Source organism: Acidihalobacter yilgarnensis, assembly GCF_001753245.1.
In the GTDB taxonomy this organism is placed as follows: domain Bacteria; phylum Pseudomonadota; class Gammaproteobacteria; order DSM-5130; family Acidihalobacteraceae; genus Acidihalobacter; species Acidihalobacter yilgarnensis.
In genome coordinates this window covers 1,881,787-1,904,865 of record NZ_CP017415.1, presented here as the reverse complement: position 1 = coordinate 1,904,865, position 23,079 = coordinate 1,881,787, and the positions used below count along the sequence as shown (strand labels likewise).

19 protein-coding genes and 1 tRNA gene are annotated in these 23,079 nt (G+C 59.6%); 16 read left to right on the top strand and 4 right to left on the bottom strand.

The features are described 5' to 3' along the window. The first annotated feature begins 17 nt into the window (after positions 1-17). Positions 18-365, top strand: a complete 348-nt coding sequence (locus tag BI364_RS09070) for a hypothetical protein (protein WP_156782686.1) — start codon at positions 18-20, stop codon at positions 363-365. 11 nt (positions 366-376) lie between these two features. Here BI364_RS09070 and cyaY read toward each other — a convergent pair whose 3' ends face one another. Together cyaY and BI364_RS09060 are read right to left on the bottom strand one after the other, a co-directional pair. After that, entirely contained in the window at positions 377-712 is a 336-nt protein-coding gene (cyaY, locus tag BI364_RS09065) for an iron donor protein CyaY (RefSeq protein WP_070078467.1), read from the bottom strand. A 28-nt stretch (positions 713-740) separates the two neighbouring features. After that, entirely contained in the window at positions 741-1,124 is a 384-nt protein-coding gene (locus BI364_RS09060) for a DUF423 domain-containing protein (protein ID WP_070078466.1), read from the bottom strand. A 59-nt stretch (positions 1,125-1,183) separates the two neighbouring features. Between BI364_RS09060 and BI364_RS09055 the strand changes: the two genes are divergently transcribed. Next, positions 1,184-1,672 (top strand): YajQ family cyclic di-GMP-binding protein, encoded by a 489-nt coding sequence (locus tag BI364_RS09055; RefSeq protein ID WP_070078465.1) that lies wholly within the window; start codon positions 1,184-1,186, stop codon positions 1,670-1,672. A gap of 5 nt (positions 1,673-1,677) precedes the next feature. Here BI364_RS09055 and BI364_RS09050 read toward each other — a convergent pair whose 3' ends face one another. Continuing rightward, positions 1,678-2,004, bottom strand: a complete 327-nt coding sequence (locus tag BI364_RS09050; RefSeq protein WP_070078464.1) for a hypothetical protein — start codon at positions 2,002-2,004, stop codon at positions 1,678-1,680. Between the two features lie 17 nt (positions 2,005-2,021). Here BI364_RS09050 and BI364_RS09045 point away from each other — a divergent pair, with 17 nt between their 5' ends. Continuing rightward, on the top strand, positions 2,022-2,585 hold the full coding sequence (locus BI364_RS09045) for a Rieske (2Fe-2S) protein (RefSeq protein ID WP_070078463.1): 564 nt from the start codon (positions 2,022-2,024) through the stop codon (positions 2,583-2,585). Here the strand turns inward: BI364_RS09045 and BI364_RS09040 are convergent. Further along, positions 2,543-3,382 (bottom strand): class I SAM-dependent methyltransferase, encoded by an 840-nt coding sequence (locus BI364_RS09040; protein WP_070078462.1) that lies wholly within the window; start codon positions 3,380-3,382, stop codon positions 2,543-2,545. The genes BI364_RS09045 and BI364_RS09040 overlap by 43 nt on opposite strands. A gap of 175 nt (positions 3,383-3,557) precedes the next feature. On the opposite strand from BI364_RS09040, the gene BI364_RS09035 reads away from it, so the two are divergent. The 13 genes from BI364_RS09035 to BI364_RS08975 all read left to right on the top strand — a co-directional run bounded on the left by BI364_RS09035 (position 3,558) and on the right by BI364_RS08975 (position 22,709). Beyond that, a tRNA-Ser gene (locus BI364_RS09035) sits at positions 3,558-3,645 on the top strand. Between the two features lie 187 nt (positions 3,646-3,832). Beyond that, positions 3,833-4,312 (top strand): phage integrase, encoded by a 480-nt coding sequence (locus BI364_RS09030; RefSeq protein ID WP_156782685.1) that lies wholly within the window; start codon positions 3,833-3,835, stop codon positions 4,310-4,312. A gap of 775 nt (positions 4,313-5,087) precedes the next feature. Continuing rightward, entirely contained in the window at positions 5,088-9,032 is a 3,945-nt protein-coding gene (locus BI364_RS09025) for a GH36-type glycosyl hydrolase domain-containing protein (protein ID WP_083251282.1), read from the top strand. A 15-nt stretch (positions 9,033-9,047) separates the two neighbouring features. Then, entirely contained in the window at positions 9,048-10,082 is a 1,035-nt protein-coding gene (gene gnd / locus BI364_RS09020) for a phosphogluconate dehydrogenase (NAD(+)-dependent, decarboxylating) (RefSeq protein ID WP_070078459.1), read from the top strand. Between the two features lies 1 nt (position 10,083). Continuing rightward, the gene (gene zwf, locus BI364_RS09015; protein ID WP_070078458.1) at positions 10,084-11,493 is read left to right on the top strand and encodes a glucose-6-phosphate dehydrogenase; all 1,410 of its coding nucleotides are present in this window, start codon (positions 10,084-10,086) and stop codon (positions 11,491-11,493) included. Between the two features lie 4 nt (positions 11,494-11,497). Further along, positions 11,498-12,211 (top strand): HAD family hydrolase, encoded by a 714-nt coding sequence (locus BI364_RS09010; RefSeq protein ID WP_070078457.1) that lies wholly within the window; start codon positions 11,498-11,500, stop codon positions 12,209-12,211. Continuing rightward, positions 12,208-13,299: a transaldolase gene (gene tal / locus BI364_RS09005; RefSeq protein ID WP_070078456.1), complete on the top strand. Its 1,092-nt coding sequence runs from the start codon at positions 12,208-12,210 to the stop codon at positions 13,297-13,299. Before BI364_RS09010 ends, tal begins: the two co-directional genes overlap by 4 nt. Continuing rightward, on the top strand, positions 13,296-14,975 hold the full coding sequence (gene pgi / locus BI364_RS09000; protein ID WP_070078455.1) for a glucose-6-phosphate isomerase: 1,680 nt from the start codon (positions 13,296-13,298) through the stop codon (positions 14,973-14,975). Before tal ends, pgi begins: the two co-directional genes overlap by 4 nt. Beyond that, positions 14,972-15,919 (top strand): 2-deoxy-5-keto-D-gluconate 6-phosphate aldolase domain-containing protein, encoded by a 948-nt coding sequence (locus BI364_RS08995; RefSeq protein ID WP_070078454.1) that lies wholly within the window; start codon positions 14,972-14,974, stop codon positions 15,917-15,919. Before pgi ends, BI364_RS08995 begins: the two co-directional genes overlap by 4 nt. After that, positions 15,916-18,084, top strand: coding sequence for a transketolase (gene tkt / locus BI364_RS08990; protein WP_083251281.1), 2,169 nt, complete (start codon positions 15,916-15,918; stop codon positions 18,082-18,084). Before BI364_RS08995 ends, tkt begins: the two co-directional genes overlap by 4 nt. Next, the gene (gene pgm, locus BI364_RS08985; protein ID WP_070078452.1) at positions 18,081-19,772 is read left to right on the top strand and encodes a phosphoglucomutase (alpha-D-glucose-1,6-bisphosphate-dependent); all 1,692 of its coding nucleotides are present in this window, start codon (positions 18,081-18,083) and stop codon (positions 19,770-19,772) included. Before tkt ends, pgm begins: the two co-directional genes overlap by 4 nt. Then, positions 19,769-21,154 (top strand): glucoamylase family protein, encoded by a 1,386-nt coding sequence (locus tag BI364_RS08980; RefSeq protein WP_233279473.1) that lies wholly within the window; start codon positions 19,769-19,771, stop codon positions 21,152-21,154. Before pgm ends, BI364_RS08980 begins: the two co-directional genes overlap by 4 nt. Positions 21,155-21,173: 19 nt before the next feature. Continuing rightward, positions 21,174-22,709 (top strand): mercuric reductase, encoded by a 1,536-nt coding sequence (locus BI364_RS08975; protein ID WP_207644987.1) that lies wholly within the window; start codon positions 21,174-21,176, stop codon positions 22,707-22,709. Positions 22,710-23,079: the final 370 nt, after the last annotated feature.

Here is a 23,079-nt window from a genome sequence, read left to right as displayed (position 1 = left end):
CTTGTTATGATGCGCGCATGAACAAAATCGACCTTCAACGTCACGCCGACAGTCTCACCATTCTGATGCGGACGATGCGGCGTGCCAAGATCACCATTGCCGCTCTGGCATTTTGCGCTTATGGGCTGGCCATGTGGTTATGGTACCGCGATGCTGCCTGGTATGCGCTGGCCGTGGCGACAATCGGCTATCTGGCGTTTCGCTTGATGTCTCCGTTTGTGTACCGCTGGGCGTCGTGGCGCCTATGTGTCCAGCCGGCGGGCGCCGAGGCCATCCGCTGGCTGGAAGGTCAATGCGAACGGAGGCCGCGTCGACTGGTTCTGGCGGAGATCACCGAGCGTCTGATTGACGACGCCCGAGTCTAGATCTCGCATTTCTAGAGCGGGCCGACGATCGTGACGGGTGAGCCCATCTGCTGACTGAAAACCCGACTGAGTGTTGCGGTCAGCGATTCGCCGGTACGGTGATTGAGCCATTCGGCGCGTTCGGCATCGAGGCCAAAGTGCGCCGGGCCCTCGGGAGAGGCCAGCCAGAGCTGTTGTACCGGTTCCTGGCGATTGATGATGAGTACAGCACCGCTGTCAAAATCGATGCGCAGCACACCGTCGACGAGATCTGCGTCGAGATCCGCGAGTATATCGTGCTCGCTGATGCGCTCCAGCAGGGCTTCCAGTGCCTGCTCGGCACGCAGTGAGAATGTCATTTCGGTCATGGGGTTGCCTTGAGTGGATGGGCGAGGGTCATGCCTTCGCAGGGCCTTTGATAACCGCGAGTGTAAACAGCAGCCAGGACAGAATCAGCGCACTACCGCCGAACGGTGTGATGATGCCGAGCCCCGGATGGCCGGTGAGTACGATGAGATACAGGCTGCCGCTGAACATCAGCGTACCTGCAAACATCAGCCAGCCCGCGATGGTCAATAGGCGGCTGCGTCCGAGGTGCGCTGCGGTCAAACCAATCAAGATCAGGCCAAGGGCATGACCAATCTCGAAGCGCAGGGCTATGTTGAAGATGCGAAACAGGTGGGCATCCACCTCGGCGTGGACCACGTGGTCGCTGACCGCGCCCATTATCACGTAGATCATGCCCAGGGCGGCGCCCAGCGCGACAAAGCTTCGGTTCATTGTGAGGACTCCTGACGATTTTCGTATAGTACGGGTTTGGATAATTCAGGTGAAACGAAATGCCCAGTTTTGATGTGGTCTCCGAGGTCGATCAGCACGAACTCGCCAATGCCGTCGATCAGGCCAACCGCGAGATCGATACTCGCTACGATTTTAAGGGCGCCGAGGCCCAGGTCGAACAAGCCGGCGACGAAGGCGGTCTGCAGCTGGAAGCACAGAGCGAGTTTCAGATCGAACAGATGATGGACATTCTGCTCAAGAAAATCGCCAAGCGCGGCATCGACGTGCGTTGCATCGAGCGCGGCAAGCTGACCGAAACCGGCCGCCGCGCGACATTGCTCGTCGAGGTGAAGCAGGGCATCGATACCGACACCGCCAAGCGTATGGTCAAATCCGTCAAAGACAGCAAGCTCAAGGTGCAGGCGGCGATCCAGGGTGACAAGTTGCGCGTCACCGGCAAAAATCGGGATGATCTTCAGCAAGTCATGGCATTGTTGCGTGCTGGCGACTGGGGTCGGCCGCTGCAGTTCGAAAATCTACGCGACTGAGCCGCCTAGGACTCGTCCTCCTCGATCATGGAGTCGGGCGCCCAGCCTAGCGCGCGCGCGCGCGCCATCGCCTCGCGGTGGATGCGCTCGTGGCGTGCCCGGATGTCTTCCGGCAACGCTTCGACGCGATAGTGATACTGGGCCCACAACTCGCTGGTCTTGTCGTAGAGTATTTGCATCCGCCCGGCATCCCAGCCCGCGCAGGTATCTTCGGTTTCCTGCAGTAGGCCGAAAATCCAGGCATCTTTGACGATCGCGCCGGTTGGGGTCATGCCACCGAATTTGTCCTGATCGATGCCGATGTAGGTGCGTTTCTGTGGGCGTCCTGACATGCGTGAGATCCTGCCTGATGAGTGAATGGGAGCGATCCTACACCAATCAACGGCGACGCTTGTATCTGCGCGTCGCCCTCAAACTGATGTTCGCAGCCCTGCTGGGCGCCGGTGTCTACGTGATGACGGCCTCATTGTTTGGAACGCCCGATGGTGAGGAGGCCGTTGTGCGCATCGAACTACGCGAAATCCCACCTGGCACTTACAAGGTAGTGAAGTGGGCCGGTCGTCGGATATTCATCCTTCATCGCACGCCGGCCATGCTCGCGGCTTTGCGTACGATGTCGGCGGCGCGTCTGTATGATCCGCGGTCGACTCGCGACGGATTGCCGCCGGCGTTGCGTAATCGGCTGCGTAGCTTGCGCCCGGATTGGTTCGTCGCCTACGACTACGGCACGACCTATGGGTGTGCCCTTGCGCTGGATGTAAAAATGTCGGCGCCCGTGGATCTGCGCGATAGCTGTGGCGGTACGCGTTACGACGTTGCCGGTCGTGTGTATGCCGGCCAGGATGCGCAGCGCAATCTGACCGTTCCGCCTTATCGCTTCGATGGCGATGGGGTGTTAGTGATCGGGCGCTGAGTCACAGCGGAATCGTGTGGGGCGTAGATGTCGTATCGCGTGTTCGGCCCTTCGATATGTCGCAACGGGGCCGGCCCCGGCAACGTCGGCGCGCCGCGAGGGCGCTTCACCACGACGCGTCGTGCGCCGCAATCGAGCGCCGCCAGCAGGAGCTCCCCGGCATCTGGATCGTCGCCGACGAGATCGCGGATCACGCGCATCTCCTTCTTGACCAGCGCCGATTTGTCGCGATGTGGGTACATCGGATCGAGATACACGGCATCCGGCAGGCTCGCGAGCTGATCCAGCGCATGGCGGGCATCGTCGCAATACACGCTCACGCGGGTGTGCGCCTCCGCCGGAGCGGTACGATCCCAGCCGTCGCGCAGCAATAGCGCCATCACCGGCGAGCGTTCGATCATCGTCACCTCGCAGCCGAGCTGCGCGAGCACCGCGCCGTCGCGACCCAAGCCTGCGGTGGCGTCGACGACGTGCAATCGTATGCCTGGCTTGAGGCCGATTGCGCGCCCCAGCGGCTGTCGACGCCCGGCTTGCCGCAATCGCAATCCGGTCGCGCCGGCCGAAAAATCCAGACGCAGTGGCGTAAACCCAAGTGCGATGGGTGCATGTAACGCCCAACCGAGTTCATCCAGCCAGATTCCGTAGCTGGAGACGTGTGGCGCCGAGGCAGGCGTGATGCCGAAGCGCGTGGCGACCCGTCGAAGCGCATTCGGGTCGGTACCGTCAGCGGCACCTACCCAGAAGTCATCGGGCAGCTCGGTGATCGGGGGAGATGGTGGATCAAGCGGTGGATTCACGGTGAGAGTACGAGTATTGAGGCAATGCAGCCGGTCGGTGGGCACGGATCGCGAGAATAACCCCACTGTGCCTGGCAAACCAGTTCGGGTATCCTTGGCGCCGCGCCACAGCGGTTCGGCTCTCCATCGAAGATGAGACATCCGCCGCAAGGCCATCAGCAAGCGAGATAAACCCGGAAGAGTGGCCGAGCGGTTGAAGGCACCGGTCTTGAAAACCGGCAACGGGTAACCGTTCGTGGGTTCGAATCCCACCTCTTCCGCCAAATCTGTAGAAATAATGGCTTTGTATTGATATATCGGCCAAGGCAGTGTCAATACGCGAATTCTGAATTCCAAGCCCAAGCCTAGGCCTAGGCACTGCGGATGGAGGTCGAACTCGACGATACGGCGATAGGGCGAATCCCTGCCGATAAGACCGTCGGAGACCTGCTGTGCTGCTAGCAAGATGAGGTGACGCCCGACAAGCGTGGCGCACCTTGGGAAAACCTGCAGTTGATTGCCAACTGCCAGGATGATCCGCTGGCCAGGATCATGTTGCGTAACATTACCCCGTCCGACCTGGCTGCCTGGCGCGACCGGCGCCTGAAACAGGTCTCGCCAGGAACCGTTCTGCGCGAATGGAACTTCCTGAGCAACGCCTTCAGCATTGGTTTGCGTGAAGGGGCTTGGGCAAAAGAGAATCCGCTGACTAGAGTGCGCAAGCTGGCGACCCCATTGGCTCGCAATAATAGGCTTTCTACGGACGGAATTGAGCGGCTAATCGCTATCGAGACAGTGATACAGGCTGGTGATCTCGCTGGATTGACGTGGCCGTCTATTGGGAAGGGCGCATGCCCATCTCCCTATGACCAAGAATGGCCGCTCCGGGACGTATCCCTATCGAAGCGCGCGCTGGGACTCATCGATCAGATGTGGCCATCCACCGGTTAAACCGACGACAACACCGTATTGGGCTTGTCGTCTCGGCAAATTGATGTGCTTGTTCCGTAAAAGGTGGATATCGATTATTCGCACGCTCACGTTACGTAACGCGAGGCTATCACGCCTGGCGAAGAAGTTCGGCGTGATGGATTCGGCCAAGATTTTGGGATAGAGAGACCAGCGAATCCTGCAGAACGTCTATTACGCACCGAAGGTCGATGATCTAGTCAGCAAGATGGATTGAGTATGGCAAATTCGGCAATCTCGACCCGGCGCGTCACCGAGATTTGGACAAGAATGCCAACCGTAGTTTCGCGGCTCACGGGTTAGTAAACCTGTGCCTGTCGTGAACCCAAGTACTCGCCTGATGGCCCGTCGAGGGCCAAGAACTCGCCCCCAGGTACGAAAGTAGTGAATACCTTCAGTTCAGAAAACCAGGATCCATCTGTCTGGCCAGAGGCAAAATCGATCAGATTTGAAGGTCGATTGATTGTTACTGCTTATATTCAGCGTTGCCCTAATCAAGAATAAATATCTCTTACGTGCGGTAGCGTACTGTTCCATGAAATGTTCTGCCGTAATTTACTGATGATCAGATGTCTCATCTCGGCGTTCCGCCAATCTAGGGCGCTTTGGATGAAAAAAACCAATCCAGGCACGATGAATCGATTTGGTTGACAGTCCTTATTTTTAAACGGTGCGGCCAAGGAACAACGTCAACAAGATTCGAGGCCTCAGCGCACGCTTTTCCGGAATGCTCACTGAAACCATGCAGAGGTAGTCAATGAGAAACTTTCGGATCGTCAAGGCAGATTCATGCCGCAACTTGAGTTATTTGTGCCCTGACGTGCATTTGTTGTCGAGTGATGAATCCCACATCATGCTCACAAGCGCGGGTGGTGGTTACAGCCGCTGGAAGGATATTGCGGTTACTCGTTGGCGTGACGATGCGACCTGCAATAACTGGGGATCGTTTTGCTATATTCGCGATCTCGCGAGTGGACAGGTCTGGTCGACGACATATCAGCCGACTTTGAAACTGGGAGATATCTACGAAACAGAGTTCTCGGAAGGGCTTGCGGTTATTCGCCGTCTTGATTACGGCATATGCGTTGAAACGGAAGTCGCGATCTCACCGGTCGATAACGTCGAACTCCGCATAATTAGAATTACTAATCAATCGTCCGATAAGAGAGCGATTGAGCTCACGAGTTATGCGGAAATCGTGCTGACGTCGAATGCTGCCGATTCCACACACCCCGCATTTGAAAAGCTGTTTGTGGAAACGGAGATATTGCCCGCACAGCAGGCCATTTTATGCACCCGCCGGGTGAGCGGTGCCAAGGACCAACCAGCCTCGGCATTTCACCTGCTGCAGGCATCGAAACCGGCGTTGGGAGATCTGTCTTACAACACGGATCGCGCAGATTTTATCGGACGTGGACGGACTGTGGGCCATCCACAAGCCATGGACCCTGGCGCAACGCTCTCCGGACGCTCCGGCTCGGTGCTTGATGCTGCCGTGTCGATTCGTTATCCGATCGAACTTGAGCCTGGCGAAACCGTTGTCGTGCATTGGCTCTGCGGCGTGGCGCCAACACGCAATGACTGCCTGCAAAGCATTGAGCGTTATCAAAGTGGCGCCGCCGCTGATCAAATTCTTGTGGATGCAGCAAGGCGTGGGCAAGAAACCCTGCATCGGCTGGGTGCAAGCCAAGTTGACGCGCAGTTGTATGCGGAACTTGCCAGCTCCCTGATTTACGCCAACGCATCCATGCGTGCCGCCCCGGAAATCATCGCGCACAACAATCAGGGGCAATCGGCATTATGGGCGTATTCGATTTCTGGCGATTTGCCGATCGCGCTGTTGCAGGTGAAATGCCCGGCCGATGTTGATGTGGTTAAGGCATTCGTGCAGGCGCATGCGTATTGGCGAAGCCATGGTCTGAAGGTGGATGCGCTCTTTCTGACTGAAGGCGAGGACCACGGCGCGAGCCTGTCTGATCTGCACGCGCTGCTCCTAAATGCGAGCCAGGCCTGCAATACAGATGAATTGATGAATCAGCCAGGGGGGCTATGGCTGCTCGACGCTGGCAAAATGTCGCCGCCGGATCGCATTCTTCTGCAAACGGCATCGCGCATCGTGATGCACGATGACGAAGGCTCCTTGCCACAGCAACTCGCCAGCCGACGTGCGACTCAAGATCCGTCGCCAACGGCTGCAGATCGCCATGCGGGCAACGCCGACAACGCGACGAAGTCCTTACTACAGGCGCCTGCAGCGCTCCCCGTGCAGACGCCTGTGCGCGAGTTGCTGATGGACTGTGGCTTGGGCGGGTTCAGCCCCGATGGGCGCGAGTATGTGATCACGATCACACCGGGGCAGATGACGCCTGCGCCGTGGATCAATGTGTTGGCCAATCCGTCATTCGGCAGTCTCATTTCGGAGAGCGGTAGCGCAAACACCTGGAGCGAGAACGCGCAGACCCATCGCCTCACCCCATGGTCGAACGATCCTGTCGGGGACGCCAATACTGAGGCGTATTACATCCGCGACGAGGACAGTGGCCAGTTCTGGTCGCCCACGCTGCTGCCCACGCCTGGCGCTGCACCTTATGTGACACGGCACGGGTTCGGCTACAGCGTGTTTGAGCACAGCGAACAGGGTATCGACTCGGAACTCAGCGTGTATGTGGCCCTCGACGCGCCGATCAAGTTCGCCGTGCTGAAGCTGCACAACACAACGACCGTGGTTCGTCGGCTCTCGGTGACGGCTTATGTTGAGTGGGTGCTGGGCGATGAGCACGCGAAGACCAGCATGTTTGTGGGAACAGCGATCGATGCTGGCAGCGGCGCGATATTCGCCCGCAACCCTTACAACAGCGACTTCGCGGGCCGGGTTGCGTTTCTGGATGTTGACGACATCGCCAACGCCACGGTGTGTGGTGACCGCCTGGCTTTTCTCGGGCCCAACGGCACGCTGCGTCATCCCGCTGCCATGTCACAACCGCTGCTTTGCGGAGTTGTCGGCTTCGCGCTCGACCCCTGCGCGGCCATCCGTGTGCCGCAGACATTGGCGGCGGGGGAAGCCTGCGAACTTATTTTCCGACTCGGCGCGGCCGAGAATAACGCAGCTGTCAGCAGTTTTGTGCAGCGTTGGCGTGGAGCCACCGCAGCGCAAGAGGCGCTCGATGCGGTGACGCGGTACTGGACGCAGACGCTTGGCGTCGTGCAGGTGGAAACATCCGACCCTGCGCTGGATGTCCTGGCCAACGGCTGGCTGGTCTATCAGGTGCTTGCTTGCCGGCTCTGGGCGCGCACCGCGTTTTATCAGTCCAGTGGCGCCTTCGGTTTTCGCGATCAATTGCAGGACGTGATGGCCTTGGTTCATGCCACTCCGGACTTGGTGCGCGAGCACTTGCTGCGCAGTGCGTCCCGACAGTTTCCCGAAGGCGATGTTCAGCACTGGTGGCATCCTCCGGGAGGCCGCGGCATCCGCACGCGCTGCTCGGATGATGCCCTTTGGCTCCCACTGGCGACATGCCGTTATGTCGAAGTCACGGGTGACCATGGTGTGCTGGATGTCATTGTGCCCTTCATCGGCGGTGCGGTTCTCAAGCCTGATGCGGTGTCCGACTACGCATTGCCCACAAAATCCGAGCAAAAGGCAAGTCTGTACACGCATTGCGTGCGCGCCATTGAGCATGGCTTGCGCTTTGGCGAGCATGGCTTGCCGCTCATGGGCTCGGGTGACTGGAACGATGGCATGAATCTGGTGGGCGTGGGTGGAAAAGGCGAAAGTGTCTGGCTCGGCTTCTTCCTGCACACCGTGCTCTCGCAGTTTGGTGATGTGGCACGGCAACGCGGTGATACCGAATTCGCCAACCGTTGCGCAAGCGAGGCCACGCGTCTGCGCAACGCGATCGAACAACACGGCTGGGACGGAGACTGGTACCGCCGTGGTTGGTTCGATGACGGTTCACCGCTGGGCACGTCGAGCAATACCGAATGTCAGATCGACTCCATCGCGCAGAGCTGGGCCGTGTTGTCTGGCGCAGCGGAAACAACGCGCGGACGTTGCGCCATGCACGCTGTCGATACCCGTCTCGTGCGCCGCGACGCCGCATTGATCCAGCTGCTGGCCCCGCCCTTCAATCACTCTGATCCGAGTCCCGGATACATCCAAGGCTATGTCAGCGGAGTGCGTGAGAACGGTGGCCAGTACACCCATGGTGCCGTCTGGACGGCCATGGCGTTCGCTGCGCTTGGTGATGCCGAGCGGGCCTGGGAGCTGTTCGACATGCTCAATCCAATTCAGCATGCCAACTCGCCAGAAGCCATTGCGGTCTACAAAACAGAGCCCTATGTCATGGCCTCCGATGTCTACGCCTACGCACCCCACATCGGGCGTGGCGGCTGGACTTGGTACACGGGTTCGGCCGGTTGGATGTACCGCTTCATCCTCGAATCGCTGCTCGGTCTGAAACGCGTGGGCGACCAGCTTCGCTTCATTCCCTGCATGCCGCAAAACTGGACTTCATTCCAGGTGCATTACCGCTACCTGAAAACCACCTATCACATCACGGTGCAGAAATCGGCTGCGATCGAAGGCGAGCCCAGGTGGTCCATCGACGGGGTTGATCGACCCGGAGCCGTCCTCGCATTGCTTGATGATGGCCTGGAACACCGTGTCAGCGTGCAATGTTCAACGCGACAAGAACCCCACTAAACAAGGAGCATCACGATGCAAATCGGCATGATAGGACTGGGACGCATGGGTGCCAACATGACGCGCCGGCTGATGCGTGCGGGCCACAACTGCGTCGTCCACGACACACAGGCAGCCGCTATTGCGTCACTGGAGGGGGAGGGCGCTGAGGGTGCAAAGACTCTGCCACAGTTGGTCAAGGCGCTGGCAAAGCCGCGGACCATCTGGCTGATGGTGCCCGCAGCCGTGGTTGACGACACGCTGGCAGAGCTGACCCCGTTGCTCGACAAACACGACATCGTCATCGACGGCGGTAACTCCTACTACCGTGACGACATCCGCCGCGCGAGCACATTGCATGCGCTGGGTCTGCACTATGTCGACGTCGGCACCAGTGGCGGCGTCGCCGGTTTGGAGCGCGGTTATTGTCTGATGATTGGGGGAGAGGCAGCGACCGTCAAACACCTTGATCCCTTGTTCGCCGCCCTGGCCCCTGGCGCTGGCACCGCCGTGCCGACGCCTGGGCGCAGCGCAGATGCGGGCAGCGCCGACCAGGGCTATTTGCACTGCGGGCCGCATGGTGCGGGGCATTTCGTCAAGATGGTTCACAACGGCATTGAGTACGGGATCATGGCCGCGTATGCCGAAGGGCTGAATATTTTGCGCAATGCCAACGTGGGGAAACAGACCGACGCCGTCAATGCCGAAACCACCCCGCTGCGCGATCCGGCCATGTACCAGTTCGACATGAACTTGCCCGAGATCACCGAAGTCTGGCGACGGGGCAGTGTGATTGGATCGTGGCTGCTTGATCTCACCGCCACGGCGTTGGCCGCCGACCCTGCCTTGAGCAGCTTTGAGGGCCATGTCTCAGACTCCGGCGAAGGTCGCTGGACGATCCAGGCCGCCGTTGATGAAGCAGTGCCAGCGCCGGTGCTGAGTGCCGCGCTCTACGCCCGTTTCAGTTCGCGCGATCAAGCCGATTTCGCCAATCGCGTGCTATCCGCCATGCGGCATGAATTCGGCGGTCATGTCGAACTCAATCCAGATTCACCAAAGGCGAAGTCCTGACATGCATGACGATCCTGCTCGCGCCTTAAACCAGCAGTCAGATGCGCTTGTGGTGTTTGGCGCCACCGGTGATCTCGCCGACAAAATGATTTTTCCGGCGCTCTATGCCATGCGCAAGAGCGGCGTACTGAATGGACCCATCATCGGTGTGGCTTCTTCACCCTGGACACTTGCGCAATTGCGCGATCATGCACAGCAAAGCATCGAGCGCGGCGGCGCCGTGGACGATGCGCCCGCACTGGCCCAACTGCTCTCTCAAATTCAATATGTCAGTGGTGATTACAACGAAGCGGACACCTACGCGAAACTCAAACAGGCACTCGGCGCCGCCCAGCGGCCCGCGCACTATCTGGCCATTCCACCGGCACTGTTTGCCACTGTCATACAGGGGCTGAGCAAGGCGGGGCTGGCTGCGCAGGGGCGTGTCATCATCGAGAAGCCATTCGGTCGCGACTTGGCCTCGGCGCGCGAACTCAACCGTGTCGCGTCCGACGCCTTTCCCAGCGAGGCCATCTTCCGTATTGATCACTTCCTGGGCAAGGGCGCGATCATGAACATTCTTTATTTTCGCTTCGCCAATGCCTTTCTCGAACCCATCTGGAACCGCCAGCATGTGGCCAGTGTGCAAATCACCCTTGCCGAGGTTTTCGGCGTACTGGGACGTGGCAAGTTTTACGAGAGTGCCGGTTGCCTACGCGACGTCATCCAGAACCACCTCTTCCAGATTGCAGCCCTGCTGGCGATGGAGCCACCGACGAGACGCGATTTCGCGGCCGTCAACAGCGAAAAGCTGAAAATATTCAAAGCGATGCGTCCCTTGCACCCCGCCGACTTGGTCCGCGGCCAGTACGTGGGTTATCGCGATGAGCCGCAGGTCGCGAAAGATTCGGATGTTGAAACCTATTGCGCGATGCGCCTGCATATCAACTCCAAACGCTGGGCGGGCGTGCCCTGGTATTTGCGGGCTGGCAAGCAACTACCCGTGACCAGCTGCGAGGTGCTCGTTCGATTGCAACCGCCTTCGCAGTCGCTGTTCGCGGACGCCGTGGCAAGCGGTGTGCAGGCCAATTACCTGCGCTTCCAGCTATCGCCCACATCGATGATCGCACTGGCTGCGCGCGTCAAACGCCCTGGCAAGGGCTATGAGGGCGATCAACGTGAACTGACCTTGGCAGAAGATGGCGATGGCGAAGAAACGCCGTACGAGCGCCTGCTCACCGACGCCATGTTTGGCGACAACGCCTTGTTTACCAGTGAAGAAACCGTAGAAGCCGCCTGGGCGGTGGTTGAGCCGGTGCTCTCCAAACACCCGAGTGCCATTTCCTACCCTACTGGCAGTTGGGGGCCGGAGGAGGCCGACCGCCTGATTGTCGCCGACGGTGGCTGGCATAACCCAGAAGTGGTGCGGTGACGCTATGACGCAGGATATCGTTTTTTTGCTGGACGTGGACAACACGTTACTCGACAACGACCGTGTCATCCTTGATCTCAGGCAGCACCTGGAACGTGCCTTCGGTCATGCCAGCGCTGAACGCTACTGGGCATGCTTCGAGCAATTGCGCAGCGAATTGGGTTATGCAGATTACCTGGGTGCCTTGCAGCGTTACCGCATGGATGAGCTAAGCGACGCGCTGAGCGATCCGCGGCTGCTCGAAATGTCCACGTTTCTCATCGACTATCCATTCGCCGACCGGCTCTATGCCGGCGCGCTAGATGTCATCGAGCGACTCCAAACATTCGGCACGACGGTGGTGCTGACCGATGGCGACGTTGTGTTTCAGCCGCGCAAAGTGCAGCGCTCGGGCTTGTGGCGCGCTGTCGATGGCCGCGTGCTGATCTATCTCCACAAAGAACGCATGCTTCACCAGATGCAGCAACGCTTCCCGGCGCATCACTATGTGATGGTGGACGACAAGCTCCGCATTCTTGCCGCCATGAAGCAAAGCTTGGGAGTGCGCCTGACAACCGTGTTTGCACGCCAGGGCCATTACGCTACCGACCCGGAGAACATCGCCCATTATCCGCAGGCCGACATCAGCATCGATTGTATCGGTGATTTGCTGGCCATCGATTTCCCCACGTTGCTGGGGCAAAAATCAGCCCGTCGTTCAACACAGGAATCGCCATGAACTCGACCCAAAAGTTGCACGATCTCGGCCAAAGCATTTGGCTCGACAATATTACGCGGGAGCTACTCACCAGCGGCATCCTGGCCGGCTATATACGCGATTTACAGGTGACGGGCCTGACCTCGAACCCAACCATTTTCGAGCATGCCATCGGACACTCCACCGCCTACGACGCCGCAATTCGCAGTCAGTCGGACAATGACAAATCGGACGAAAGCCTGTTTTTCGATTTGGCGCTGGAAGACCTGAGCCAGGCGGCCGATTTATTCCGCCCCACCTTCGACGCCAGCGCCGGGGTGGATGGCTGGGTCTCGCTGGAGGTGTCTCCACTGCTGGCCCATGACGCCGCGAAAACCCTCAAGGAAGCGGCAGAACTGCATGCGCGTGCCAATCGGCCCAACCTGTTCATCAAAATTCCGGGCACCACCGAAGGCTTGGTGGCGATTGAAGCGTCTATCTTTGCCGGCGTTCCCGTGAATGTCACGCTGCTGTTTTCGTGCAAACAATACCTGGCTGCGGCCAAGGCCTATTTGCGCGGCATCGAGCGGCGCATCGAGGCCGGGCTCGATGCGAATGTCGGCTCGGTCGCATCGCTTTTCATCAGCCGTTGGGATGTTGCGGTGAAAGACACCGTTTCACCGCAATCGCGCAATCGTCTCGGCATTGCTGTGGCCATGCAGACCTACCAGGCCTATTGCGACTTACTCGCGTCGTCCCGTTGGCAGGCGCTGGCTGCGGCTGGCGCCAGCGCACAGCGCGTGCTGTGGGCCAGCACCGGCACGAAAGACCCGCAGGCGTCTGACACCTTGTATGTCGAGGCGTTGGCCGCACCGCATACCATCAATACCATTCCAGAAAAAACATTACTCGCCTTTGCCGACCACGGCCAAGCCAAGCAGGTGCTGCCAATGGATGGAGGCGAGGCAGGCGCCGTGCTTGCGGACTTCGACCGCCAGGGCATCGACATTGATGTCCTGGCCGAGCGCCTGCAGCGTGAAGGTGCTGAGGCGTTTGTCGCGTCGTGGCGTCAACTCTTGCAAGCGATCGGCACCAAAGCAGCGCATCTTGCGAGGAGCAGCGCGTCATGATTCGCACAGAATCTTCCGCATCGTCCCGCTTGCCGAACCCATCGACACTACCACTGATTCAACTTCCCGCGTGGCAGGCACTTGTCGATCATCACCGCAGCATGAGTGCGCGGCACCTGCGCCAGTTTTTCGCCGATGATCCCCAGCGCGGAGAACGCCTGCAGGTCGAAGCGGCGGGGCTTTATTTGGACTTTTCCAAAAACCGGATCACCGACGAAACACTCACATTGCTGGTTGATCTGGCTGAGCACTGTGGCCTGCGCGAGCGCAGGGACGCCATGTTCCGTGGTGACCCGATCAACACGACCGAAAAACGCGCCGCGTTGCATACTGCGCTGCGCGCGCCGGCGGATGTGAATATCGTCGTGGAGGGTGTCAACGTCGTGCCCCAAGTCCACGCCGTACTCGACCGTATGGCGGATTTTGCGGAACGTATTCGCAGCGGCGAATGGCGGGGCCACACCGGTAAGCCTATCCGCAATGTGATCAACATCGGCATTGGCGGCTCCGAACTCGGCCCGGTGATGGCTTACGAAGCCTTGCGCCACTACAGCCAGGCCGGTTTGCACTTGGGCTTTGTCTCCAATATCGATCCCAACGACCTGGTCGAAGCCACGCGTGGCCTGGAGGCCGCCGAAACCCTCTTCATCGTCTGCTCCAAGAGTTTCCACACCATCGACACACTGACCAACGCGCGCGCCGCGCGCGCCTGGAGCTTGGCGCAACTCGGGGATGAGCGCGCCATTGCCAGCCATTTCGTCGCCGTATCGACCAACACCGAAGCGGTTGCCGCGTTTGGCATCGATCCCGCTCACATGTTTGCGCTATGGGACTGGGTTGGGGGTCGCTACTCGATGGATTCCGCCATCGGGCTTATCACCATGATTGCAGTCGGGCCCGAGCATTTTCGCGCCATGCTGGCTGGCTTTCGCGCCATGGACGAACATTTTCACAGCACACCACTGGCCCGCAATATGCCCGTTCTGATGGGTTTGCTGGCCATTTGGAACAACAATTTTCTTGGCGCAGAGACGCTGGCCGTGCTGCCCTACGCCCATGATCTCAAACGCTTTCCTGCTTATCTGCAACAGTTGACGATGGAAAGCAATGGCAAGCATGTCACGGCCACGGGGCAAGCCGTGAGTGCTTCTACCTCGCCCATTGTTTGGGGAGAACCGGGGACCAATGGCCAGCACTCGTTTTTCCAGCTGCTGCATCAGGGCACCCGACTGGTCGCGTGTGATTTCATCGGCTTTTCCCGCAGCCAAAATCCACTTGCTGATCAGCACGACTTACTGATGGCCAATCTGTTTGCGCAGAGCGAGGCCCTGGCGTTTGGCAAAACGGCACAGGCGCTGATGACCGAAAGTGTGGACGAAGCACGGGTTGCGCAACGCGTATGCAAGGGCAACCGCCCGAGCAATACCTTGCTGGCCGAGCGGTTGACACCCTATGCACTCGGCGCCTTGGTGGCGTTGTACGAACACAGCGTCTTCACGCAAGGCGTCATCTGGAATATCGATTCGTTCGACCAGTGGGGTGTCGAGCTGGGCAAGGTTCTGGCGCAGCGCATCGTGACGGAGTTGGCCGACACCAGCGACGCGCCGCTGACTCACGATAGCTCAACCAACACCCTCATGCGGCGTTACCAAGGCCAACGCAAGGAGCCATCATGAATACAGGCGACGACCAGGCACTGTATCTACTGCCATTCGACCACCGGCATTCCTATATCACCGGCATGTTTCACTTCAAGCCACCGCTGACCGCAGAGCAGCACGCAGACGTCTGCGACAGCAAGCAGCTCATTTATGAAGGCTTCCAGCGGGCACTTGAGGCGGGTGTGCCCCGCGATGCGGCTGGCATCCTGGTCGACGAAGAATTTGGCAGTGCCATTTTGCGAGATGCGCACCAGCGCGGCTTCATCACGGCATTGTCCATCGAGAGTAGTGGCTCGGATGAGTTCAAGTTCGAATATGGCGAAGACTTCGCCCAGCATATCGAAGTCTTCGATCCGACGTTTGCCAAGGTGCTGGTGCGCTACAACCCCGAGGGTGACCCTGCGTTGAACCTGCGCCAAGCGGAACGCCTGAAACAACTGTCCGATGTTTGCAAGACCAGTGGGCGTTGCTTCATGTTCGAACTGTTGGTGCCAGCAACCGCGCAACAACTGGCCGGGCTCAAGGGCGACCGCGCAGCCTATGACCTGACGATGCGCCCGCAACTCATGGTCGAAGCGATTCATGCCTTACAAGATGCAGGGATTGAGCCCGACCTGTGGAAGATTGAGGGACTTGCCGAACGCGACGATTGCGTCCGGATGGTCGCAGCGGTTCGGCGGGGTGGGCGCAGCGGGGTCAGCTGCATCGTGCTTGGCCGCGGTGCGGACGAAGCCAGCGTGCGCAGTTGGCTTGCGACAGCTGCAAGTGTGCCTGGGTTCATTGGTTTCGCCGTGGGTCGCACCAGCTTTTGGGATGCCGTCTCCGCTTATCGCAAGAAGACCCTAACGCGTGCGGCGGCGGTAACACAAATTGCCGGGCGCCTGCGCGAGTGGGTTGATGTTTTCGAGCGAGGGCGCCTGGCGCGAGTCGCCAGCGCCAAGTCAGGCGCAGCATCATGAGCCAGCGTATGAAGCGTGTTCACTCCGGTGATGGCGACGAGACGAAGGATGCAGCGCAGCTCGACCAGCTCTGCATCAACACGCTGCGTACGCTCTCCATCGACGCCGTGCAAAAGGCAAACTCCGGCCACCCCGGTACACCCCTGGATGCGGCCCCAGCAGCCTACTGTCTGTGGCAGCTTTTTCTGCGCTACGACCCGAACGCACCCGACTGGCCGAACCGCGACCGCTTCGTGCTCTCATCGGGCCATGCATCGGCTTTGCTCTACAGCCTTTTGTTTCTGTGTGGCGTGAAGCCGCAGACCGCGTCCGGCAGCGAGACGGGCACCGCATCGCAAGGGCAGGCCGTCACTCTGGACGCGTTACAGCACTTTCGCCAAGCGGGAAGTTGCTGCACCGGTCACCCGGAATTCGGAGATGCTGCCGGCGTCGAAACCACGACCGGGCCGCTGGGGCAGGGCGCGGCCACCAGCGTCGGCATGGCAATCGCCTCGGCTTGGCTCGCGGCGACCTACAATCGCCCCGGCTTTGCGCTGTTTGACCACAACGTGTATGCCTTGTGCGGGGACGGCGACATGATGGAAGGCGTCAGCAGCGAAGCGGCATCACTCGCCGGTCATTTGAAGCTCGCCAATTTGTGCTGGATCTACGACGACAACCACATCAGCATCGAGGGCTCGACCGCCATCACCTTCACAGAGGACGTTGGCGCGCGTTTCGAGGCCTACGGCTGGCAGGTTATACACGTGGCCGACGCCAACGACCTTGAGGCATTGACGCACAGTTTGCAGCGTTTCATCGACACCGAAGACCGGCCAACGATGATCATCGTGCAAAGCCATATTGGTTACGGCTCGCCGCACAAGCAAGATACCAAGGAGGCCCACGGCGAAGCGCTTGGCGACGCAGAGGTACGGCTTGTCAAAGAGTTTTTCGGCTTCGACCCAGACGTGCAATTTGCGGTTCCTAATGGTGTGACCGAGCACTTCAGCGCGCAATTCGGCGCGCGAGGCGCCAGTCTCCATGCCGATTGGGCGACGTTATTCAACGCGTATCGGAGTCAGTATCCAGATCTTGCGTTGCAAATCGAGCGCATGCAGCAGCGTGCCTTACCCGACGAGTTGGACAGTTCACTGCCGAGTTTCGCGGCTGATCCGAAGGGTATCGCCACGCGAGACGCTTCGGGCAAGGTGCTCAATGCGCTTGCCGCGCATATGCCCTGGCTACTTGGTGGCGCGGCTGATTTGTCACCATCGACCAAAACCCATCTGAGCTTTGATTTTGCAGGCGACTTTGAGCCGCCTGCCGAACATGAAGAAACGGCGCATTCCTATGCCGGGCGCAACCTCCATTTCGGCGTTCGCGAACATGCTATGTGCGCCGTGGCCAACGGTCTGTCCTTGTCGAAACTGCGCGCCTTCGCTGCCAGCTTCTTTGTCTTTACAGACTACTGCCGGGGCGCCATCCGACTTAGCGCGATGATGGGGCTTCCGGTGATCTACATCTGGACGCACGACTCCATCAGCATGGGCGAAGACGGGCCGACGCACCAACCCGTCGAGCAACTGGCCTCGTTTCGGGCGATGCCCGGCATGGTGCTGTTGCGTCCGGCCGACGCGAATGAAGTGGTGGAGGCGTGGAAGGTCATCATGCGGATGACGGACCGTCCGGTCAGCCTGGTGCTGACACGCCAGGCGCTCCCCACACTCGATCGCAGCCACTACGCCAGTGCCGCAGGCCTCGCGCGAGGTGCCTATGTGCTAGCCGACGCGGCGGATGGCAAACCGGACGTCCTGCTGCTGGCGACGGGCAGCGAAGTGGCGTTGTGCGTTGCCGCGCGGGAACAACTGATGCGTGACGGCATCCAGGCCCGCGTCGTCAGCATGCCATCGTGGGAGCTGTTCGAGGCTGAATCCGAGGCCTACCGCGACAGCGTGTTACCGCCAGCGGTGACGGCGCGTGTCTCGGTCGAGGCCGCGTCGCCGCTGGGCTGGGAGCGCTATGCAGGGCAACGCGGGGCCATTCTCGGCATGCGTACGTTTGGCTTGTCAGCGCCGGGCAAGGTCGCCGAAGCGCATTTTGGTTTTGACGTTGCGCACGTCGTGGCAGCTGCCAGGCAGCAACTGAAGCGCCAATCATCGGCCATGTCGGGAACACAGCCATGAGTACCCAGATCAGCCCGCTTGCGGGCAAGCCAGTGCCTGTCGAATCGCTGGTCGATGTGGCCAAGCTCGTGACCGCATATTACGTCAATATTCCCGACCCGACGGTCGCAGCGCAGCGCGTTGCCTTCGGTACTTCGGGGCACCGTGGTTCGGCCTTCGACGCTTCGTTCAACGAAGCGCATGTGCATTCCATCACGCAGGCCATCTGCCAATACCGTAAGGCGCATAGCATTGACGGGCCACTGTTCATGGGCATCGACACGCATGCGTTGTCAGAACCAGCATACGCAAGCGCGCTGGAGGTTCTGGCGGCCAATGGCGTCGAGGTGATGCTGGCCTTGAACGATGAATACACGCCGACGCCAGCCATTTCGCATGCCATCCTGACCCACAACCGTGGCCGCAGCACAGGGCTGGCCGATGGCATTGTGGTGACGCCGTCGCACAACCCGCCAGGTGATGGCGGCTTCAAATACAACCCGCCCAATGGCGGCCCCGCCGACCAGGACATCACCGATTGGATTGGCGTCACGGCCAACCACTTTCTCGAAAATAATCTCGATGGCGTGAAGCGCATGCCGTACGCCAAGGCTCTCCGCGCAACGACCACGCACCGGTATGATTTCCTCTCCGCCTATGTCGGCGATCTTGGCAGCGTGGTGGATATGGACATGATTCGCAGCGCCAAGATCCGCATGGGCGTCGATCCACTGGGCGGCGCAGGCGTGCACTACTGGGCTCGTATTGCGGAGCACTACAAACTCGATTTGCAAGTGGTCAGCGAGATCGTGGACCCGACCTTTCGCTTCATGACGCTGGACTGGGACGGGCAGATTCGCATGGACCCGTCGTCGAAATACGCGATGCAGCGCTTACTTGAGATGAAAGACCGCTTCGACATCTCATTTGCCTGCGATACCGACCACGACCGTCACGGCATCGTCACGCCCGCTGCTGGCTTGCTCATGCCGAATCACTATCTTTCGGTCGCGATCGATTACCTATTTCGCCACCGGCCGCAATGGAGCGCGCGTGCTGCCGTTGGCAAGACCGTTGTCAGCACGCGTCTGATCGACCAGATCACGGCCCGCCTGGGCCGGGCTCTGGTCGAAGTGCCGGTCGGGTTCAAATGGTTCTCCAAAGGCTTGTTGGACGGCTCGTTGGGTTTCGGTGGTGAAGAAAGTGCGGGCGCTGCATTTTTGCGCCGCGATGGCACAGTCTGGACCACGGACAAAGACGGCCTGACGGCGGCGCTGCTTTCCGCCGAAATCACCGCGCGTACTGGCCACGATCCTGGCGCCCTGTACGAGGCATTGGCCAAAACTTTCGGCGTTCCTCCGCTGGCTGACCGCGTGGAGGCGCCAGCCACAGCGCTGCAGAAAAAGCAGTTGGCCGCATTGACACCGCAACAGATCGCTTCAACCGAACTGGCCGGAGAAAAAATCGAGGGTGTCCTCAACAAGGCGCCTGGCAACGACGCACCCATTGGCGGCATCAAGGTTGTGGCCAGCAGCGGCTGGTTTGCAGCGCGACCATCCGGCACGGAAGATATTTACAAAATCTATGCCGAGAGTACCCAGGGTCCAGAGCACTTGCAGCGCATTCTCACGGAGGCGCAAAAAATTGTGGATGCCGCCATTGCGCCAGCGGCTCCGGGGGCCACAGCAGTAACCAGCCAAACCGAATGATTCACGCCAAGATCCGGTCCGATGTCGACCCCAACAAATCTGCTGGCAAGGGGATGAAGCAAACGTCAATCCAGCTTGACTCGACGATCGCGGCGGAGGCCATGAAACACGCCGATGCGGCCATGCTCGATAGCCTGCAACAGGTCGCCTTCAACTATTTCCCAAAGGCAAGCAACCCACGAAACGGTTTGGTCGCCGACACCACGCGGCAGGGTTCGCCCGCCAGCATTGCTGTGGTTGGCTTTGCGCTTTCGTCTTATCCGGTCGCTGTCGAGCATGGCTGGATCGAACGCGACGTTGCCGTGCAAGCTTGCCTGAGCAGTATGCGATTCTTCTGGCATAGCGACCAGTCGGGAAGTCCTGAAGCCACCGGCTATCAAGGCTTTTACTTTCATTTTCTCGACATGGAAACCGGCGTCCGTGTCTGGCAGTCCGAACTGTCGCTAATTGACACCGCCTTGTTGATCGCCGGAATGCTCACCGCCGCCACTTACTTTGATGCCAGCACCCCCGCCGAGTTGGAACTGCGCGAACTGGCCGAGCGTTTGTACCTCAGAGTGGATTGGCGCTGGGCACAATACCAGGGCGAAACCGTCGCCCAAGGCTGGAAGCCTGAATGCGGCTTCTTGCACTATGGTTGGGAGGGCTATAGCGAAGCCATCCTACTGTATGTCTTGGGCCTGGGTTCGCCAACGCATCCGTTCACAGCGGCAAGCTTTGAGGCGTGGACGGTGACCTATCAATGGGAGAACCTCTACGGCTACGATTTTCTCTATGCGGGGCCACTGTTCATTCATCAGTTCTCCCATGTGTGGATCGACTTTCGCGGCATCCGCGACCGCTTCATGCGCGAGAAGCGATCCGACTATTTCGAGAACAGCCGCCGTGCCACCTATGTGCAGCGCGAATACGCCATTCGCAATCCGCACACCTTCATGGGCTATGCAGACGACTGCTGGGGCCTTTCTGCGGGCGAAGGACCGAGCGCAGAACCGCGGCTCATCAGGGGACAGCAGCAACGGTTTTTCGGCTATGCCGCGCGGGGTGTTCCGTACGGACCTGACGATGGCACCATCGCGGGTACATCGATTATGGCATCGCTGGCTTTTGCACCTGAAATTGTGCTGCCCGCCATGCGCAATCTCTATCACGTAGACACCCCTCATGAGGGCGTGGCTTTGCATGCCAGCGGTATCAACGCGAGTTTTAACGCCGCAGGTGATGCCTGCTGGATCTCCGAAGGCGAGTTTGGGCTGGACCAGGGGATGACCGTGTTGATGATTGAAAACTACCGTAGCGGTCTTTTATGGCAATTGGGCCGACAGTCCAAAATCCTCCAGACCGGCTTACGGCGTGCCGGATTCAAGGGCGGGTGGCTGTGATCGCCACGCCGATGCAGCCATGCAAATGACCTCGTCGCCCCTCACGAGCGCGGGCACAGACCTGGACGCAGATCCTCACGAGCAAGCGCTTCTGGCTAACACCAGCCCAGCCGACTGGGTCAACCCGACGCCGCCCAGCGTTTATCACCTGCTCATCATCGGCGCCGGGCCGGGTGGCATGGCCGCCGCACGCACCGCAGCAGCGCTTGGCGTGAAAGTGGCGTTGATCGAACGCCACCGGTTGGGTGGCGGCTCGCTGAGTTACGGTTGCGTGCCTTCAAAGGCGATGATTCAAACCGCGAGTTTGTATGCCGACATGCGCGACGCCCCAAACTATGGCGCTGTCCCGCCGCGGACAGTCGAGGTTGATTTTCAGATGGCCATGGAGCGGTTGCGACGCATCCGTGCCCGCATCAGCCGCGAGGACTCAGCCACCAGGCTGAGCGCTGAAGGCATTGATCTGTATTTCGGCACCGCACACTTTGTCGGCGCTGATGCGATCGAAGTCGACGGCGTGCGTTTGCGCTTCAAGAAGGCGCTGATCGCTACGGGATCGAGGTCCATCGTGCCCGAAATCCCGGGTCTGACTGAGGTGGGTTACCTGACCAACGAATCGGTCTTCAACCTGACGGCGACGCCGCGCAGCCTACTGGTCATCGGTGGCGGCCCGCTGGGCTGCGAATTGGCGCAGGCATTCAGTCGCTTGGGTGTGAGAACCATCATTGCCCACAATGCCCCCTTGTTTTTGCCGAAGGAAGAGCGTGATGCGGCGCAGATGATGTCTGACGCGCTGGCACGTGATGGCGTTGAGATCCACCTGAATAGCGATGCCGTCAGCGCCCGCATGGAACGAGGCTGCAAACGCGTCGAACTGGTCAATGACGGTCAAGTCACCATCGTCGATGTCGACGAAATTTTGACTGGAATCGGTCACATGCCGGCAGTGCGGGCACTCAGGCTGGAAGCCGCCTGCGTGGTTTACAACCCGGAAACAGGGGTCCATGTCGATGATTTTCTGCGCACCAGCAATTCACGTATTTACGCCGCTGGGGATGTTTGCCTGGAACACAAATACAGCAATATGGCCGAGGCATCGGCATGCCTCGCAGTTCAAAACGCCTTGTTCTTTGGGCGCAAGCGCATGAGTGGCTTGACTATTCCATGGTGCACCTACACCGACCCGGAAATCGCCCACGTTGGCATGTCGGTGCGACAGGCGCGCGAACGCAATATTCCAGTGAAAACCTTCACGGTCCCGATGCATGATAACGACCGCGCCATCACCGATGGCGAAGAAAATGGATTTGTGAAAATTCACGTCCGGGAAGGGACAGATACCATTCTTGGAGCCACGATCGTCGCCCGGCATGCTGGCGAAATGATCAACGGCATTTCACTGGCGATGGTGGCCGGAATCGGTTTGGGCACACTGGCCACGGTGGTTCATGCGCATCCTACGCAAGGCGAGGCGATCAAGATGGCAGGAGAAGCCTATCTGCGCACGCGGCCCCCACGTTTTGGTGCCCGGCTGCTACGCGCGTGGGCGAACCGATGACGGGTGCAACGATTCTCACCCCTATCAACGAATACACAAGCATGGTGAAGTCGACGAAGTTGAACACTCGCGTAACCGCAAAGCGCTGACCCGGGCCAGGCCGAGATACGGCACCTGGACCCGCTCACACGGGAATGAATCCTGCAACCCTTATCGGGTGCGGAGTTCGTCTAATTGCTTCAATGCGGTTTGCTGAATTTCGAGCCAAAGCACCCATCCGTGGTTTTCAGTCTCGCCACTTTGGTGGACGATACCCAACGTGCCCACCTCACGTTTTAACGCTTTGCTGAACTTTATTCGCTTGGACATGACAGTCCTTTTTGGCCATGATCGGCCATCTAGGTAGTGTTCGCGTTAACGGGGTAACGCC

Coding starts and splice junctions, on each gene's coding strand:
- tal (WP_070078456.1), top strand. CDS start 12,208: ATGAACTCGACCCAAAAGTTGCACGATCTCGGCCAAAGCATTTGGCTC.
- BI364_RS09055 (WP_070078465.1), top strand. CDS start 1,184: ATGCCCAGTTTTGATGTGGTCTCCGAGGTCGATCAGCACGAACTCGCC.
- BI364_RS08975 (WP_207644987.1), top strand. CDS start 21,174: ATGCAAATGACCTCGTCGCCCCTCACGAGCGCGGGCACAGACCTGGAC.
- pgm (WP_070078452.1), top strand. CDS start 18,081: ATGAGTACCCAGATCAGCCCGCTTGCGGGCAAGCCAGTGCCTGTCGAA.
- cyaY (WP_070078467.1), bottom strand. CDS start 712: ATGACCGAAATGACATTCTCACTGCGTGCCGAGCAGGCACTGGAAGCC.
- BI364_RS09045 (WP_070078463.1), top strand. CDS start 2,022: ATGAGTGAATGGGAGCGATCCTACACCAATCAACGGCGACGCTTGTAT.
- BI364_RS09010 (WP_070078457.1), top strand. CDS start 11,498: ATGACGCAGGATATCGTTTTTTTGCTGGACGTGGACAACACGTTACTC.
- BI364_RS09050 (WP_070078464.1), bottom strand. CDS start 2,004: ATGTCAGGACGCCCACAGAAACGCACCTACATCGGCATCGATCAGGAC.
- BI364_RS09070 (WP_156782686.1), top strand. CDS start 18: ATGAACAAAATCGACCTTCAACGTCACGCCGACAGTCTCACCATTCTG.
- zwf (WP_070078458.1), top strand. CDS start 10,084: ATGCATGACGATCCTGCTCGCGCCTTAAACCAGCAGTCAGATGCGCTT.
- BI364_RS08995 (WP_070078454.1), top strand. CDS start 14,972: ATGAATACAGGCGACGACCAGGCACTGTATCTACTGCCATTCGACCAC.
- tkt (WP_083251281.1), top strand. CDS start 15,916: ATGAGCCAGCGTATGAAGCGTGTTCACTCCGGTGATGGCGACGAGACG.
- BI364_RS09025 (WP_083251282.1), top strand. CDS start 5,088: ATGAGAAACTTTCGGATCGTCAAGGCAGATTCATGCCGCAACTTGAGT.
- gnd (WP_070078459.1), top strand. CDS start 9,048: ATGCAAATCGGCATGATAGGACTGGGACGCATGGGTGCCAACATGACG.
- BI364_RS08980 (WP_233279473.1), top strand. CDS start 19,769: ATGATTCACGCCAAGATCCGGTCCGATGTCGACCCCAACAAATCTGCT.
- BI364_RS09060 (WP_070078466.1), bottom strand. CDS start 1,124: ATGAACCGAAGCTTTGTCGCGCTGGGCGCCGCCCTGGGCATGATCTAC.
- pgi (WP_070078455.1), top strand. CDS start 13,296: ATGATTCGCACAGAATCTTCCGCATCGTCCCGCTTGCCGAACCCATCG.